The organism is Micromonospora sp. DT44 (assembly GCF_049841635.1).
In the GTDB taxonomy this organism is placed as follows: Bacteria; Actinomycetota; Actinomycetes; order Mycobacteriales; family Micromonosporaceae; genus Micromonospora.
This window is the reverse complement of the sequence record NZ_JBNCKS010000013.1, coordinates 34,200-49,982: the sequence shown is the minus strand read 5'-3', so window position 1 is coordinate 49,982 and position 15,783 is coordinate 34,200. Positions and strand designations below refer to the sequence as shown.

Here is a 15,783-nt window from a genome sequence, read left to right as displayed (position 1 = left end):
CACCATGGCCAAGCGCGTCTCCGCCTCGAACGTCACCGCGTACTACGGCGGCTTCAAGGCGATCGAGAACATCAACCTGACCGTCGAGCCGAAGACGGTCACCGCCCTCATCGGGCCGTCGGGTTGCGGCAAGTCGACGTTCCTGCGGTCGATTAACCGGATGCACGAGGTGCTGCCGGGGGCCCGCGTCGAGGGCAGCCTGACCATCGACGACCAGGACATCTACGACCGGGACGTGGACGTCACAGCGGTCCGGCGCACGATCGGCATGGTATTCCAGCGGCCGAACCCGTTCCCGACCATGAGCATCTTCGAGAACGTGGTGGCCGGGCTGAAGCTCAACGGGGTCCGCAAGAAGTCGATCCTGGAGGACGCGGCCGAGAAGGCCCTGCGTTCGGCGAACCTGTGGGACGAGGTGAAGGACCGCCTCGGCAAGCCCGGCGCGGGCCTCTCCGGCGGTCAGCAGCAGCGGCTCTGCATCGCCCGGACCATCGCGGTCGAGCCGCAGGTCGTGCTGATGGACGAGCCCTGCTCGGCGCTGGACCCGATCTCCACGCTGGCCATCGAGGACCTGATGTTCCAGCTCAAGGACAAGTTCACGATCATCATCGTGACCCACAACATGCAGCAGGCCGCCCGGGTGTCGGACCGGACCGCCTTCTTCTCGATCGAGAAGACCGGCGACCCGGGCCGGCTGATCGAGTACGACAACACCCAGAAGATCTTCAGCAACCCGAGCGTGAAGAAGACCGAGGACTACATCACCGGCCGCTTCGGCTGAGCCGCCGGACCGCACCCGTCGATCATGGAGTTGTGGTGCCCGAAAGAGAGCCTTAAGGACAGTTTTGTCCCCACCACAACTCCATGATCGACGCGGTTGGGGGTGGGGCGGGGGGCGGGGGCAGCGGGGGGAGGTTAGTTCAGGACGAAGCGGGGTTGGCCGTTTGGCGGTAGGTCCAGGCGGGGGGTGACGGGGGTGGCGGCGTCGCGGTCGGCCGCCGCGCTTGCCACTCCGGCCAGGTCGCCGGCCGCCGCAATCTCGGCCAGTGTGACCAGGGTCGGTGGCAGCATCGTCAATTCGCCGGCCTGCGCCCGCGCGAGCGCGTCTGTCGGCCGGATCCACAGGGTGTGGTCGGCCTCGCCGGAGACGTCGCGGGTCCGCTGTCCGGCCGGCAGCAGGGCGACGAAGAAGTACGTGTCGAAGCGGCGCGGCTCGAACTCGGGAGTGATCCACCGGCTCCAGGGCAGTAGCAGGTCCGACCGCAGGGTGAGCCGACGGTCGGCGAGCAGCGCGGCGAAGCCCAGCCGACGACCCTCCAGGTTCTGCCGGGCCGCCTCCCAGTCGTCGCCGCTGACGTCGCCGACCACTGTCTCGGTGTCCGGGCCGGCGAGGAGTACGCCGGCCTCCTCGAAGACCTCCCGCGCGGCGGCGCAGACCACCGCCTGGGCGGCCGGCGGGGCCACCCCGAGCCGGTCCGCCCACTCGTCCGGCGTCGGCCCCGCCCAGTCCAGGTGCGCCTCGGAGTCGGAGCGGTCCACCCCACCGCCGGGGAAGGCGTACATCCCGCCGAAGGTCATGGCGGCGACCCGGCGGATGACGTACACCTCGAAGTCGGTGTCCGTCGGACGCAGCAGCAACACGGTGGCCGCGACCCGCGGCGTGGCCGGAGTGCCGCCCTCGGCCTGGAACCGGCGGGCGTGCTCGACCAGGGCGGCCGGTGCGGCGAAGCCGTCGCTGTCGATCGTCATGCCCGCGAGCCTAAAGCGTTGCGATCCCGACGGGCGAGGGGCGACGTCCGGCCGTCCACCACAGGGGTTAGCGTTCCGACATGACTCGTTGGGGCATCCTGGCCACCGGCCACATCGCCAGCCGTTTCGCCGAAGACCTCCGGCTGGTGCCGGACGCCGAACTGGTCGCGGTCGGCTCCCGCTCCGCCGACAGCGCGCGGCGGTTCGCGGACACGTACGGCGCGCAGCGGGCGTACGGCTCCTGGGTGGAGCTGGCCGCCGACCCCGAGGTCGACGTGATCTATGTGGCCACTCCGCACGCCGCGCACCACGAGGCGGCGCTGACCTGCCTGACCGCCGGCCGCGCGGTGCTGCTGGAGAAGCCGTTCACCCTCGACCTGGCCACCAGCACCGAGTTGGTGGACACCGCCCGCGCCGCCGGGGTCTTCCTCATGGAGGCCATGTGGATGAGGACGAACCCGCTCATCCTTCGCGCGGTCGAGCTGATCGCCGAGGGCGCTATCGGTACGGTGCGCCACGTGCGGGCCGACTTCGGGGTGGCCGGGCCGTTCCCGCCGGAGCACCGGATGCGCAACCCGGCTCTGGGTGGGGGCGCGCTGCTCGACCTGGGGATCTACCCGATCAGCCTGGCGTACCTGCTGCTGGGCATGCCGCAGCAAATCCGCTCCTGGGCGCACCTGGGCCCGGAGGGGACCGACGAGAACACCGGCATCCTCCTCGGGTACGACAGCGGGGCGGTGGCCACGCTGAGCTGCGGCATGGTCGGCGCGAGTTCGTTGGCCGCCTCGATCACCGGCAGCAGCGGCCGTATCGACCTACCGGAGCCGTTCTTCCGGCCGGCCTCGCTGACCCTGTACCGGGACGGCGCCGAGCCCGAGACGATCACCGCCGAGGAGGCCGGCAGCGGCTACCAGTACGAGGCGATCGAGGTGGGGCGCTGCCTGGCCGCCGGGCTCACCGAGAGCCCGCTGGTGCCGCACACCACGACCCTCGAGGTGATGACCCTGCTGGACACGGTCCGGGAGCAGATCGGCGTGCGCTACGAGTGAACGCGAAGAGGCCCCCCGATCGGGGGGCCTCTCGGCGTTCGGGGTCCGGTCAGCCGAAGAGCGGCCGGACCAGCAGGTAGGTGACACAGGCGATCAGCGCGGCCGCCGGGAACGTGATGACCCAGGCGATCACGATGTTGCCCGCGACGTTCCAGCGGACCGCGGAGAGCCGCTTGGTCGCGCCCACGCCCATGATCGCCGAGGTGATCGTGTGGGTCGTGGAGATCGGGGCCTTGAGGACCAGGGCGTTGAAGTAGAGCACCGCGCTGGCCACCGTCTCGGCGGCGAAGCCCTCCGGCGGCCCGAGGTCGATGATCTTACGACCGAGGGTGCGGATGATCCGCCAACCACCGGCGTACGTGCCGAGGGCCAGCATGGTGGCTGAGGTCCAGAAGACCCAGCCCGGGATGTGGGTCTTGCTCTCCTGAAAACCGCCGGTGTAGAGCGCCAGCACCACGATGCCCATTGTCTTGGCGGCGTCCTGCATGCCGTGGCCGACCGACATGGCGGCGGCGGAGACGGTCTGCGCGTGGCGGAAACCCCGGTTGAGCTTGCCGGGCTGACCCTTACGGAACAGCCAGAGGATCGCCAGCATCAGCAGGTAACCGAGGGTGAGGCCGACGATCGGCGAGAGCACCATCGGCAGGATGACCTTCTCGCCGATGTTGCCCCACTGGACGATGCCGCCGCTGGACAGCAGGGTCGCGCCGACCAGGCCGCCGAAGAGCGCGTGCGAGGACGACGACGGCAGGCCGAAGTACCAGGTGATCAGGTTCCAGGCGATCGCGCCCAGCACCCCGGCGAAGACCACTCCGAGGCTGCTCACCCCCGTGGGGAGGGTGACCAGGCCGTCGCCGACGGTCTTCGCGACACCGGCGCCGAAGTGGGCGCCGATGAAGTTGCCGACCGCGGCGAGGCCGAGGGCGATCCGGGGTGTCAGCGCGCGGGTGGAGACGCTTGTCGCGATCGCGTTGGCGGCGTCGTGGAAGCCGTTGGTGTAGTCGAACGCCAGGGCCACCGCGATCACCGCCAGGACGGCGATGAGTTCGGTAGACACCGGTTCAGGACTCCTTGACCGCGATGGTCTCGACCGTGTTGGCCACGTGCTCGAAGGCGTCGCAGGCGGCTTCCAACTCGTCGGCGACCTCCTTCATCTTCAGCACCGTCAACGCGTCGTACTCGCCGGAGAAGAGCCGCACGAGGAGCTGCCGGTTGATCCGGTCGCCCTCGTTCTCCAGCCGGTTGCACTCGATCCAGTAGTCCTCAAGATCCTTCATCGACTGCAACCGGGGCATCGCCTCGGCCGTCAGCTTGGCCTGCTGGTCGAGCACGTTGACCATCTCGTGCAGTTCGCGGGGCAGCGCCGGCAGCTCGGTGAGCCCGTACAGGTAGAGCAGGTCGCCGACCGCCTCCAGGTGGTCCATCACGTCGTCGAGCAGCGAGCCGAGCCGGTAGATGTCCTCCCGGTCGAACGGCGTGATGAAGGTCGAGTTGATCTTCTTGTAGAGATCATGCGTGATCTGGTCGCTGTCGTGCTCGACCTCGGTCAGCCGCTCGCTGACCGACTGCACGTCGACACCGGGCAGGGCCAGTTCGTTCAGCAGCGCGGTGCCCCGGACCAGGTTCTGCGCGGCCCTGGTGAAGAGCTCGTAGAAGGCGCCCTCGGTGGGGCGGAAGGAAAACTTCACAGCACAGACCTCGTCGCGTCGGTGGAAGGGTGGCGGCGTCCGTGGGCGTCCGCTCGGTGAATGCTAGGAAACGCCAGATCCGCGAATTCGCCGGCCCACCCCTGGTCGGACCACATTCACCGCTCGTTCACCTAGTGTTCATCTCGGGCGTCCCAGCCGTCCCCGCTCCCCCAGCAGCCAACCGCTCACGCTCGTGCGCCACGTCGAAATCGGCAGGCGGATACCCCAGCCGAAGCGTGTCGAACGTCTCTCGCAGCAGATGGGCCACCGCCCAGTCCCGGTACCACTTGCGGTCCGCCGGCACCACGAACCACGGCGCGGCGTCCGTGCCACACCGGCTCAGGGCCTCGGCGTACGCGGCCTGGTAGTCGTCCCAGTGCGACCGGGAGTCGACGTCCGACGGGTTGTACTTCCAGTGCTTACGCGGGTCCGTGAGCCGTTCCAGCAGCCGCTCGCCCTGCTCGGCGTACGAGATGTGCAGCATCACCTTGATCACGGTCACGCCATCCTCGGTCAACTCCCGCTCGAAGGAGTTGATCTCGTCGTAGCGGGCCCGCCAGATCGCCTCCGGCACCAACGCGCCGACCCGGGCGATCAGCACGTCCTCGTAGTGCGACCGGTTGAACATGCCCACGTACCCGGCAGGCGGCAACTCCCGGCGGATCCGCCACAGGAAGTCGTGCTGCAACTCCTCCTCGGTCGGCGGCCCGAACGAGCGGATGTGCAGACCCAGCGGGTTCATCGCGCCCGCCACCCGCTTGATCGTGCCGTCCTTGCCACCGCAGTCCATCGCCTGGAGCACCAGCAGCACCCGGTGCGGGGGGCGCGTCGAACCGGCCTTCGCCATCGCGAACAGCATTTCCTGCTGGCGGCCCAACTCCTCGCCGATCAGCTCCACCTGCGCCCGGGCCCAGGTCTTGCGGCGTTCGCCCATCTCCTCGGCGGCCGGCAGGCCGGGCGTGGACCGGGGATCGATCGCGGCGAGATCCACCGGAGCCGTGACCCGCAACAGGTCCCGCACAGACCCACCGCACGGCGTCACGATCCGACCGCCCTGCTCTTGCCGGGGTTCGCTCATCTGAGGATCATCGCCCACCCGCGCGCCATCCGCCGGGCGAGGCCCGACGCCGGACGACCCGCGCCGATCAGACCACCAGGGCCAACCACTTGCGGTACGAGGTGGCGAACGGCTCGGTGCCGTCGCCGAGAGCGCCGTACAACCACCGGGCCGCCGCCTCGGCCTCGACCACCACGTCGTCGGGGTAGCCGAAGCGGGCCCGGTGCTCGGCGAACTCGTCCTCGTCCAGCAGCTCCACCACGCCCGTGGCCCGCCGGCGGACCACATCCAGGTCGAGATCGATCAGGTGGACGGTGTCGTCGGACTCCCAACGGGCCGGAGTGGCGATGTCGCAGTAGACCTCGCTGGTGCGCGGCGGAGGGTTGAACATGCACGTCCACCAGGCGTGGTGCGGCACCAGCAGGACGAAGGGGATCTTCTCCACCGACGGCCGGCCGTGGTAGACCGACTCGGTGCCGAACGGGACGCCGAGCCAGACGCCGAGGTCGTCCTCGGCGAGGCGGCGGGCCGGGTAGTCGCGGTGGGCGCTGCCGTCGTACTTGCGGTAGATCACTCGGACCACGTCGCTCGGCATGATTCGCACCCTAACCGATAGCGCCCACACGTCGTAGTGCCGCCGTAACCGGACGGCACAGGCCGGCGGAGCCAACGGCGGGTACGCGCCACGCGGGCGGATGGGCGCGGTCGGTGTCGGCGGCGACGGGTACCGTCGCACGGTGACTCCGCCCCGCACCGCCACCGGTTCCGCCACCCCCTCGGCCCGTGGCGCAGGCCGGCGGCGGGGTGCCCGGCCCAGCGGCACGGAGCTGCTCGCGGCGGCGGTCGGCGCGGTCCCCGGCGGCGCCGCGCGGCCCGGTCAGCAGCAGATGACCACCGCCATCGAGGATTGCGTGACCAGCGGCGAGCACCTGCTCGTGCAGGCGGGCACCGGCACCGGCAAGTCACTGGCCTATCTCGCGCCGGCCCTCACCGTGGATGGCCCGGTGGTGGTCTCCACGGCCACGCTGGCGTTGCAGTCCCAACTCGTCGACCACGACCTTCCCCGACTGGCCGACGCGGTCGAGCCGCTGCTCGGCCGCCGGCCCACGTTCGCGGTGCTCAAGGGTCGCCACCACTATCTCTGCCTGGCCCGACTGGACAACTCCACCGCCGACGAGCCGGAGGACACCCTCTTCGACGCCCCGGCCGCCCGTCCCAGCGGCGGCACGAAGTGGCTCGGCGAGGCCGGCCGGCTGGGCAAGCAGATCGAGCGCCTGCGTGACTGGGCCGAGAAGACCGACACCGGCGACCGCGACGAGCTGGACCCGGGCGTCGACGACCAGGCGTGGCGGCTGGTCTCCATGCCGTCGCGGGAGTGCGTCGGCGCGACCCGCTGCCCGTTCGGCGCGGAGTGCTTCGCCGAGGCGTCCCGGGCCCGCGCCCGCGAGGCCGACATCGTGGTGACCAACCACAGCCTCCTCGCGGTGGACATGCTGGCCGACCGGCACATCGTCCCGCCGCACAAGCTGCTGATCGTCGACGAGGCGCACGAGCTGGCCGACCGTGTCTCCTCCGCCGCCCAGGCCGAGCTGGTGCCGGAGATGATCGACCGGTCCACCAAACGCGCCCGCACGCTGCTCCGGCCGGAGACGGCCGACGCGCTCGTCGCCGCCGGTGACGCCCTCGCCGTCGGGCTGGCCGAGGCGCCGGCCGGTCGCCTCACCGCCGGTCTGCCGACGCCGCTGCGCGAGGCCTGCACCCTGCTCGACGCGGCCACCCGCGCCGCCCTGGACGCCATCGGCGACATCAAGTCCGACGACCCTGATCCGGTGCGCAAGCAGCAGGCCAAGGCCGCGATGGACGACCTCTCCACCACCGCCCAACGGCTCCTCGAAGAGGCCGACCACGACGTGGCCTGGGTGGAGAAGAACGACAGTGGCAACCGGCGGGCACTGGTGGTCGCACCGCTGTCAGTCGCCGGCACCCTCGCCGCCCACCTGTACGACGAACGCACCGTGGTCGCCACCTCGGCCACCCTGGCGCTCGGCGGCCGGTTCGACACGGTGGCCCGCGCCCTCGGCCTGGACGCGCCGCCGGTCCCCGCATCGCCCGCCGCCGCCTCGCTGGCCGCCCGCACCGGCGCGGGCCGCCCGGCCGCTGAGACACCGGGCCGCCGGCTGGCCGACGCCACCACCGTCCCGGCGACCGAGGGACCGGGGTGGCGCTCGCTCGACGTGGGCTCGCCGTTCGACTACGCACGGCAGGGCATCCTGTACGTCGCCGCGCACCTGCCCCGGCCCAGCGTTTCCGGGCTGCCCGACGCGGCCGGTGAGGAGCTGCTCGGGCTCGTCGAGGCGCTCGGTGGTCGTACCCTCGGGCTCTTCTCCTCCCGTCGGGCCGCGACGCAGGCGGCGGAGCTGCTGCGCGCGCGGACCGACCTGCCGGTGTTGTTGCAGGGCGAGGAGGCGTTGCCGCTGCTGGTTCGCCGGTTCCGCGAGGAGAGGTCGAGCTGCCTCTTCGGGGTGATGTCGCTCTGGCAGGGGGTGGACGTGCCGGGCGACGCCTGTCAGCTCGTGGTCATTGACCGGCTGCCCTTCCCCCGGCCCGACGAACCGCTCGCGGCGGCCCGCGCCGCCGCCGTGGACGCGGGCGGCGGCTCCGGCTTCGCCGCGGTCAGCGTGCCGATCGCCGCGGTACGGCTGGCGCAGGGCGTGGGCCGGCTGATCCGGGCCACCGGCGACAAGGGGGTCGTCGCGGTGCTCGACTCGCGCCTGGAGACGGCCCGAGGCTACGGACCCTTCCTACGCCGCTCCCTGCCCCCGTTCTGGTACACGACCCGCCCCGAGGTGGCCCAAGGCGCCCTGAAGCGCCTAGCCACCACCTGACCCCGGGTCAGGGGGCCTGTGAGGCGACGACCACGGCGTCGGGCGGGGTGTCGGGGACCGTCCGGGCGGCGAGGCGGCGTACCGCGGTGTTCAGCACCGCGATCAGTGGGACGGAGACCAGCGCGCCGGTGATGCCCGCGAGCACCACGCCGGCCGCGATCCCGATGATCACCGCGAGCGGGTGGATGGCCACCGCCCGGCCCATGATGAGGGGCTGGAGAATGTGCCCCTCCACCTGCTGCACGCCGATCACGGCGCCCAGGATGATCAGCGCGGTGACCGGGCCGCTGTCGACGAGTGCCACCAGCACGGCGACACCGCCGGAGAGCGCCGCACCGACGATCGGGATGAACGCCCCGAGGAACACCAGGGCGGCCAGCGGGAAGGCGAACGGCACGTCGAAGATGACCAGGAAGATGCCGATGCCGACGGCGTCGATGAAGGCGACCAGCACGGTCGCGCGGACGTACGCGACGAGCGTCTGCCAGGCGGCCCGGCCCGCGTCGTCGACCTTCCAGCGGGCGGCCACCGGCAGCAGCCGTACGACGAAACGCCAGATCTTGTTGCCGTCGCGCAGGAAGAAGAACGTCGCGAACAGCACCAACAGCGTGCCGGTGAGCACCTCCGCCAGCGTCGCCGCGGTGCTCAGCGCGCCGCTGGTGAACTTCGAGGTGTTGTCGTTGATCCAGCCCTGCGCCTCGTCGATGTAGCGGTCGAGCTGGGTGTCGGACAGGTGCAACGGGCCCGTCTTGAGCCAGTTCTGGATCTGCCGGACGCCCTGTGACGACTTCTCGCTCAGCTCCGGAACGCCCCGGATGAACTCGTTGACCACCAGGGTCAAGGTGCCGATGACCGCCGCAAGGCCGCCGACCAGCACCACTGCCGTCGCCAGCGAACGGGGCAGCCGGGCCCGCAACAGCCAACCCACGGCCGGCGCGAGCAGCGCCGAGAGCAGCAACGCGATGGCCAACGGGATGATCACGATCCGGACCGTGCCGACGATCCGGAGCAGCGCCCAGGCCACCACACCGATCACGATCAGCCGCCAGCACCAGGCGGCGGCGATCCGCAGGCCGTGCGGCACGTCGGCGTCGTCCCGGCTGGACGTCGAGCTGTGCAGGTCCGCCGGAGGCTCCGCGCCGACGACCGTGGCCTTCGCCGGGGCAGCGGGCCCGGGGACGGCCGGCGAGGCGACGCCGGGCGACTCCGGCGCGTCGCTCGGGGTCTCCTGGGCGGCGCGTACCGACTCCTTTTCTGACCGGTAGGCGCGGCGCAGCCGCCCGCGTACCTGCTCGAAGCGGCTCAAGCGCACCTCCTGGCAGAAGAATCGTCCGCCCACGGCGACAGGTCGGACAGCATACGTCCGTTCCCGACACCGTAGGGCAGTTCCGCCACACAATGCCCGCACGACCATGGGCGTAACCACCGGCGGCCGGTCACCTGCGACACGGTAGCGTCTGCCCCGTGACCGCCGACCAGGATCTCGACTCCGGCCTGCCGATCCGCCTGCTGCACGACCGCGTGCTGGTGCGGATGGAGGGCAGCGAGGGCGAGCGTCGCTCCACCGCTGGCATCGTCATCCCGGCGACCGCAGCGGTCGGCAAGCGCCTCGCGTGGGCCACCGCCGTGGGTGTGGGGCCGAACGTCCGCGCCATCGTCTCCGGCGACCGGGTGCTCTTCGACCCCGACGACCGCTCCGAGGTCGAGCTGCACGGCCGCGGGTACGTGCTGCTGCGCGAGCGCGACGTGCACGCCGTGGCCGCCGAGCGGATCGAGAACGACCCCACCGGCCTCTACCTGTAGCCGCACCCCGGGCCCGACCGCACTGTTTGTCGGACCGTACGACGGGAAGCCAGCCGGCGACCGTTGCCCTGGGGAGGGACGATGCCGGTATTCGTGAAGAAACTGCTGACCTGGGGCAGCGTCGCGTTCCTGATCTACTTCATGGCGTTCCGGCCGGACGGCGCGGCGCAGTTGTTCAAGGGGATCGGGGCGGCGTTGATGGCCATGGCCCAGGGGCTCGGCGACTTCCTCACCACCCTGATGACCTGACCCCGCCGGCCGCGCCGCGAGACCGCCCGGCCGCGCTCAGGCGTTACCGGGCGGCCACGGTGCGGCGGCTCGCAGCCCGTGCCAGCCGGCCGGCGGGTAGCCGACCGGGGGCGGCGGATAGCCGCTGACCGGGGGCGGCGGAGCGAGCACCACCGGAATGGGCACCACCGGTTCGTCGGGCGCGGACACCGATCGCTGGGTGCCGTCCGGGAAGCGCAGGTGGTACTGGCTACCGTCCCAGACACCGGCCGGGGCCTGCGGGTCCCGGCCCACGAAGTACGACCGGTACGCGGTGATCCTCTCCAGGAGCTGCCGCTCCTCGACGGCGGTCCGTTCGCGGTCGGCTGGCTTACGGTCCAGACCGCGCAGCGTCCCGTCCCGCAGCAGGGCCAGCCGGGTCGCGGCGAGCTGGTATCCGCGCATGGCCCGCGCACCGGCGTCGCCGCCGACGCGGCGTGCCCAGCTCCGGGCGGCGTGCCGGCGACCCAGGCTGCTCAGGGCGGCCACCTCGGGCGGGCTCAACCAGCCGGCGCGTACGTAGTCCGGCAGCGTCCGCTCGGTGAGCCGCCCTTCGTAGGCGCGCAGCCACACGGCCAGCCCGACCACGCCGAAGAACACCGGCACCATCAGGCCCAGGAAGCCGTACAGCATGATCACGGCCTCGCCGGTGGCCTGGGTGAGCGTCGGCAGCAGATTCCACGTGCCGTGCAGCATCATCGCGAGCAGCAGGCCGGCGATCGGGGCCAGCACCCGGACCCGCCGGTCGGCGCTCCGGGAGGCCACGCCGAGCCCCACGCCTGTCATCGAGGTGAAGAGGGGATGGGCGAACCCGAACAGGAGGATCCGCACGATGAAGATGGCGATCACCTGTTGGGTGCCGGTCGCCGGGCCGTACCGGTCGGCGCCGGCCGCGTAGCCGTACCCGCCCAGGTAGAGGATGTTCTCCACCATGGCGAAGCCGACCGCGGAGAGCCCGCAGTAGACCAGGCCGTCGGTGATCCCGGACCACTCCCGACGCCGGAACAGCAGCAGCAGGATCGGGCCGAGCGCCTTGGTCAACTCCTCGATGAACGGCGCCACCAGTACGCCGGTCAGCGCGTCCGGCAGCCCCCAGTCGGCGAATCGTCCGGCGGCGAACTCGTTCACGTTCAGCGAGGCGGCGGTGGAGACGAACGCCCCCCAGGCGAAGCAGAAGACCAGGTATTTCAGGGGTTCCGGTTCGTAGCGGTCGAGCCAGAGGAAGCAGGCGACCAGCACCGGCACCGGCAGGATGGCGGCACCCACCCCGATGAGCAGCGCGTCGAGGCCCAGCGACTGACCGAGACGGACGACCATGAAGACCGCGCACGCCGCGATGAGCAGCACCACACCGGCCAGCACCAGGAACCGCAGCCAGCCGAAGCGGCGCGGCGGCATCCCGGGTGACGTGCCGGCGGGCGGGACCGCGGGCGGGTGCGGCGGCGACGGCAGGGGTGCACCGGGCGGGGTGTCGGCCATGCGGTCAGCGTAGCCATCCCCCGCCGGCTGGTCCGGTCGCATCCACAGCCGCTATGCTGCCGGCAGGTCACGAGCGCCAGCGTCAAGCCCCGGCTTGCTGGCCGGCAACCCTCGTCGAGTTCGCGGTGGGGTGCCCCGGGTGATGACCGGGCCCAGCCCGATCGGCGTGCTGGGCAAGCGCGGACCCCGTCCCGATGCCACACCCGGGGTCCCTGACCCCGGAGGTTCCGGCGTGTCCGTCACTCTCGTACCCTCGCTGCCCAGCCTGCCCGCTCTCGCGTCCCCGCCGTCGGCGGCGCTCGACGTGCTCGGCGTACCCGGCGAGATCAATCTCGACTACGCGGCCACCGCGCCGTGCGCGCGGGCCGCGGCCGACGCGGTCACCGAACTGCTGCCCTGGTACGCCAGCGTGCACCGGGGCGCGGGAGCGCTGTCGCGGCGCTGCACGCTGGCCTACGAGCGGGCCCGGCAGACGGTCGGCGACTTCCTCGGCGCGGGCGCGGACGACCACGTGGTCTTCACCCGCAACACCACGGACGCGCTCAACCTGCTGGCCCGGTCGTTGCCGGCCGGCACGACGGTGGTCACCTTCGCCGGTGAGCACCACGCGAACCTGCTGCCCTGGCCGCGCGGCTCGGTACGCCTGCCGGTGCCCGCCAACCCGGCCGGGGCGGTACGCGATCTCGCCGCCGCGCTGACTGAACTGCGCCGCGACAGCAACCCCGCGCTGCCGGTGCTGGTCGCGGTGACCGGCGCGAGCAACGTGACCGGTGAGCTGTGGCCGGTCGCCGAACTGGCCCGGGTGGCCCACCGGCACGGCGCCCGGATCGTCCTCGACGCGGCGCAGCTGGCCCCGCACGCGCCGGTGGACAGGCGCACGCTCGACGTGGACTACCTGGCCGTCTCCGGCCACAAGCTGTACGCCCCGTTCGGCGCGGGTGTGCTCGTCGGCCGGGCGGACTGGCTGGACGCGGCCCCGCCGTACCTGGCCGGTGGAGGGGCCACCAGCCACGTCGGGCCGGCCACCCACGACGTGACCTGGGCGACCGGCCCGGCCCGGCACGAGGGCGGCACCCCCAACCTGCTCGGCGCGGTGGCGCTGGCGGCGGTGTGCGCGGCGTTGACCGACGCCGACCGGGTCGCGCTCGCCGCCCGCGAGCAGGCGTTGCTGGCCCGGCTGCGCGCCGGCCTCGCGGCCCTGCCGCACGTCGTGGAGTTGCGGACCTTCGGCCCGGACGCGCCGCGGGTCGGCATCGTGTCGTTCGTGGTCGCCGGCCAGGACTCGGCCACGGTGGCCGCCCGGCTCGCGGCCGAGCACCACATCGGCGTACGGGACGGGTTGTTCTGCGCCCACCCGCTGGCCCGGCGGCTGCTCGACGAGGCTGCCGCGCGTACCGGCCGGAGGGATCTGCCACCGACCGCGCTGCGTGCCAGCATCGGTCTGGGCAGCACCGCCGCCCAGGTGGACCGGCTGCTCGCGGCGCTCGCCGAGCTGGCCTGAGGCGCGTTCTCAGCCGACCGGCGGGGCGGTGGGTGGCTTCGGCGCGTCGCCCGGCTCGGCGGGTTCACCCACCGGCCGCTCCTGGTCCCCGAAGGAGGTGCGGATGCAGCGGTTCGCCTCCTCCTGCTCGATGCCGGAGGCCACCAGCAGGTCGCTGGCCGTGGTACGGATCTGGGCGATCACGACACTGCCGGAGAAGCCGACCCCATCCCCGTACGCCCGGCCGGCCTCGCTGACGGCCCGCAGCGACCGCTCCCGCGCCTTCTGCGGCTCCTCCCCCGCCGCGAACTCGTGTTTGAGCAGCCGGACCGACTCGGCGAGGTGGCCGATCGCGTCCGACATGGGGTCGGGGACCGGCTCGTCGTCCTCGATCAGGGTGACGGACCGGCGGATCAGGGTGCCGGAGTTGCGCATCGCCCGGTCGATCGGGTCGGCCGCCTCCGCGTAGTGGACGAGTTCGTCGCGGCGGTGCCAGCGGGCCGGCGACAGGGTGGCGGTCTCCTTGGCGCCCTCGATCGCCTCGCTCAGGGTGGCCAGCTCGTCCTTGTTGTTGCGCAGCCGTTCCAGCGCCCGCTGGATGGTGGCGCCGTCCCGGGAGCGCAGGCCGTCGGCGGTGGCGTCGAGCTGCGCCGCGAGCAGGTCCAGCGCCGGCCGGGCGGCCCGGTTGATCACCCGGAGCGGATTCAGCGGCAGCAGCACCGCCGTCACCAGCAACGCGACCCCGCCGCCGAGGAACGCGTCGACGAAGCGGGGGATCTCCAGATTCTGGGTGGACGGGCTCAGCGTCACGATCAGCACCGCCGTGGCCGCCGCCTGGATGACGATGGCCACGCTCGCCCCGGCGAAGATGGTGAGCAGGATCGCCACGGTGACCACCAGACCGAGCTGCCACGCGCCGGTGCCGAGGAAGTAGATCAGCAGGTCACCGACGAACACCCCGACGCCCACCCCGACGATCAGCTCCACGGTCCGGCGGAACCGCTGGCCCACCGACGCGGCCAGCGTGCCGACCGCGGAGATCGGCGCGAAGACCGGCTGCGGGTTGCCGAGCACCTTGTGCGAGACGAGGTACGCCAGGCCGGCCGCCAATCCGGCCTGGACGGCGAGCCCACCGGCCATCCGTACCCGGTGGAGCCGGTCGTGCAGGGTGGCCCGGCTGCGGTGCTTGAGTTGCTCGGTGGCCTCGGCGATACGCGCTCCGTCGACGTCCACCAGTCCGTCGCGCAGCGGCGCACGCCGCAAGATCGGAGATCTCTTGTCCCGGGCCGCCGCCATGGGCGCGACTACCCGTGGCAGACCCGCTGAATCCTCCCGCAGGCGCGCGGTGCGGACGAATGCGGCAGACTCGCACGGTGGCCGATCTGCTGGAACGGTGGCGGGCGGCGGTCCGCGCCGCCGGTGCGGAAACCGACGAGCACGCGACTCTGGCTGGTGAGCGGCTGCTCGCCCGCTGGCGGGAGCCGCACCGGCACTACCACACCGTCACGCACCTGGCCGCCGTACTCGATGTGGTGGACCGCCATGCCGGGCTGGCCGAACGGCCCGACCTGGTCCGGTTGGCAGCCTGGTGCCACGACGCGGTCTACGACCCCCGGGCCGCCGGTGACGCCAACGAACGGGACAGCGCGGAACTGGCCGCGAGCCTGCTCACCGGGCTCGGGGTGCCCGAACCCGCGGTGACCGAGGTCCGCCGCCTGGTGCTGCTCACCGCCGCGCACCGGGTGACGGCGGACGACTTCGACGGCGCGCTGCTCTGCGACGCCGACCTCGCCGTGCTGGCCGGCCCGCCGGCCGTCTACGACCGCTACGCGGCGGCCATCCGACGGGAGTACGCGCACGTGCCCGACCCGGCCTTCCGCAGCGGTCGGGCCAGCGTCCTCACCGGGCTGCTGGAACTGCCCGCGCTGTTCCGGCTGCCGCCGCTGGCGCAACGGTGGGAGGCTTCGGCCCGCGACAATCTCCGTCGTGAGCTGGCAACTCTCACCCGGCCGGCGAACCGCTGAGGTGCTTCGGGCGGCGCAGCCCGGCGTCGCGCAGCAGCCGGACCAGTTCCCGGCTCGGCACCACCCGGGCACCGAGCCACACCGCCGCCGCGAACCGATCGGCCGGAATGTCGTAGTGGTCCCGGTCGAAACCGCGCCGCGGTGCGCCCAACGCCTCCGCGAAGGCGTGCAACTCGGCGTAGGAGACATCGCTGATCAGGTGCGACCAGAGCCGACCGCGCCGCGGCCAGGCAGGCCGGTCCAGGTAGAGCATGTCGCCAAAGCTAACCCGCGTTGATGACCGCTGGCACACGGCCTAGCCT

General features: G+C 72.1%; 16 protein-coding genes and 1 riboswitch. Of the genes, 7 read left to right on the top strand and 9 right to left on the bottom strand.

Annotation, left to right across the window (positions count from 1 at the left end; translation table 11 throughout):
* Positions 1–4 precede the first annotated feature (4 nt).
* Complete coding sequence (pstB, locus tag ACLQ25_RS10120) at positions 5–781, top strand: phosphate ABC transporter ATP-binding protein PstB (RefSeq protein ID WP_099848932.1); 777 nt, start codon at positions 5–7, stop codon at positions 779–781.
* Between the two features lie 134 nt (positions 782–915).
* On the opposite strand, the gene ACLQ25_RS10115 is transcribed toward pstB, so the two are convergent.
* Positions 916–1,749, bottom strand: a complete 834-nt coding sequence (locus tag ACLQ25_RS10115; protein WP_425730637.1) for an NUDIX hydrolase — start codon at positions 1,747–1,749, stop codon at positions 916–918.
* Between the two features lie 80 nt (positions 1,750–1,829).
* Here ACLQ25_RS10115 and ACLQ25_RS10110 point away from each other — a divergent pair, with 80 nt between their 5' ends.
* Positions 1,830–2,798, top strand: coding sequence for a Gfo/Idh/MocA family protein (locus tag ACLQ25_RS10110; RefSeq protein WP_425730636.1), 969 nt, complete (start codon positions 1,830–1,832; stop codon positions 2,796–2,798).
* A gap of 49 nt (positions 2,799–2,847) precedes the next feature.
* Here ACLQ25_RS10110 and ACLQ25_RS10105 read toward each other — a convergent pair whose 3' ends face one another.
* From ACLQ25_RS10105 to ACLQ25_RS10090, 4 genes are all read right to left on the bottom strand, one after another.
* Positions 2,848–3,855, bottom strand: coding sequence for an anion permease (locus ACLQ25_RS10105; RefSeq protein WP_425730635.1), 1,008 nt, complete (start codon positions 3,853–3,855; stop codon positions 2,848–2,850).
* Between the two features lie 4 nt (positions 3,856–3,859).
* Positions 3,860–4,486 (bottom strand): DUF47 domain-containing protein, encoded by a 627-nt coding sequence (locus ACLQ25_RS10100; protein ID WP_007465788.1) that lies wholly within the window; start codon positions 4,484–4,486, stop codon positions 3,860–3,862.
* A 127-nt stretch (positions 4,487–4,613) separates the two neighbouring features.
* Positions 4,614–5,564, bottom strand: a complete 951-nt coding sequence (locus ACLQ25_RS10095; RefSeq protein ID WP_425730634.1) for a PPK2 family polyphosphate kinase — start codon at positions 5,562–5,564, stop codon at positions 4,614–4,616.
* Positions 5,565–5,631: 67 nt separating this feature from the next.
* Positions 5,632–6,138, bottom strand: coding sequence for a DUF402 domain-containing protein (locus ACLQ25_RS10090; RefSeq protein WP_357128972.1), 507 nt, complete (start codon positions 6,136–6,138; stop codon positions 5,632–5,634).
* Positions 6,139–6,238: 100 nt separating this feature from the next.
* Here ACLQ25_RS10090 and ACLQ25_RS10085 point away from each other — a divergent pair, with 100 nt between their 5' ends.
* Complete coding sequence (locus ACLQ25_RS10085) at positions 6,239–8,428, top strand: ATP-dependent DNA helicase (protein ID WP_425730633.1); 2,190 nt, start codon at positions 6,239–6,241, stop codon at positions 8,426–8,428.
* A 7-nt stretch (positions 8,429–8,435) separates the two neighbouring features.
* Here ACLQ25_RS10085 and ACLQ25_RS10080 read toward each other — a convergent pair whose 3' ends face one another.
* Complete coding sequence (locus tag ACLQ25_RS10080; protein ID WP_425730632.1) at positions 8,436–9,734, bottom strand: AI-2E family transporter; 1,299 nt, start codon at positions 9,732–9,734, stop codon at positions 8,436–8,438.
* A 158-nt stretch (positions 9,735–9,892) separates the two neighbouring features.
* Between ACLQ25_RS10080 and ACLQ25_RS10075 the strand changes: the two genes are divergently transcribed.
* Entirely contained in the window at positions 9,893–10,231 is a 339-nt protein-coding gene (locus tag ACLQ25_RS10075; RefSeq protein ID WP_357128963.1) for a GroES family chaperonin, read from the top strand.
* An 81-nt stretch (positions 10,232–10,312) separates the two neighbouring features.
* Positions 10,313–10,480: a hypothetical protein gene (locus tag ACLQ25_RS10070; protein WP_396799982.1), complete on the top strand. Its 168-nt coding sequence runs from the start codon at positions 10,313–10,315 to the stop codon at positions 10,478–10,480.
* 36 nt (positions 10,481–10,516) lie between these two features.
* Here the strand turns inward: ACLQ25_RS10070 and ACLQ25_RS10065 are convergent, their stop codons facing one another.
* Entirely contained in the window at positions 10,517–12,019 is a 1,503-nt protein-coding gene (locus ACLQ25_RS10065) for a PrsW family intramembrane metalloprotease (RefSeq protein WP_425730631.1), read from the bottom strand.
* A gap of 23 nt (positions 12,020–12,042) precedes the next feature.
* Positions 12,043–12,163: riboswitch (SAM riboswitch) on the top strand.
* Between the two features lie 79 nt (positions 12,164–12,242).
* Between ACLQ25_RS10065 and ACLQ25_RS10060 the strand changes: the two genes are divergently transcribed.
* The gene (locus ACLQ25_RS10060) at positions 12,243–13,478 is read left to right on the top strand and encodes an aminotransferase class V-fold PLP-dependent enzyme (protein WP_425730700.1); all 1,236 of its coding nucleotides are present in this window, start codon (positions 12,243–12,245) and stop codon (positions 13,476–13,478) included.
* A gap of 9 nt (positions 13,479–13,487) precedes the next feature.
* Here ACLQ25_RS10060 and ACLQ25_RS10055 read toward each other — a convergent pair whose 3' ends face one another.
* Positions 13,488–14,753: an FUSC family protein gene (locus ACLQ25_RS10055; RefSeq protein ID WP_425730630.1), complete on the bottom strand. Its 1,266-nt coding sequence runs from the start codon at positions 14,751–14,753 to the stop codon at positions 13,488–13,490.
* 77 nt (positions 14,754–14,830) lie between these two features.
* On the opposite strand from ACLQ25_RS10055, the gene ACLQ25_RS10050 reads away from it, so the two are divergent.
* A complete protein-coding gene (locus ACLQ25_RS10050) occupies positions 14,831–15,481 on the top strand; it encodes an HD domain-containing protein (protein ID WP_425730629.1) in 651 nt (216 codons plus the stop codon).
* Here ACLQ25_RS10050 and ACLQ25_RS10045 read toward each other — a convergent pair.
* The gene (locus ACLQ25_RS10045; protein WP_425730628.1) at positions 15,459–15,734 is read right to left on the bottom strand and encodes a DUF4031 domain-containing protein; all 276 of its coding nucleotides are present in this window, start codon (positions 15,732–15,734) and stop codon (positions 15,459–15,461) included. The two genes, ACLQ25_RS10050 and ACLQ25_RS10045, sit on opposite strands and share 23 nt — an antisense overlap.
* Positions 15,735–15,783 lie beyond the last annotated feature (49 nt).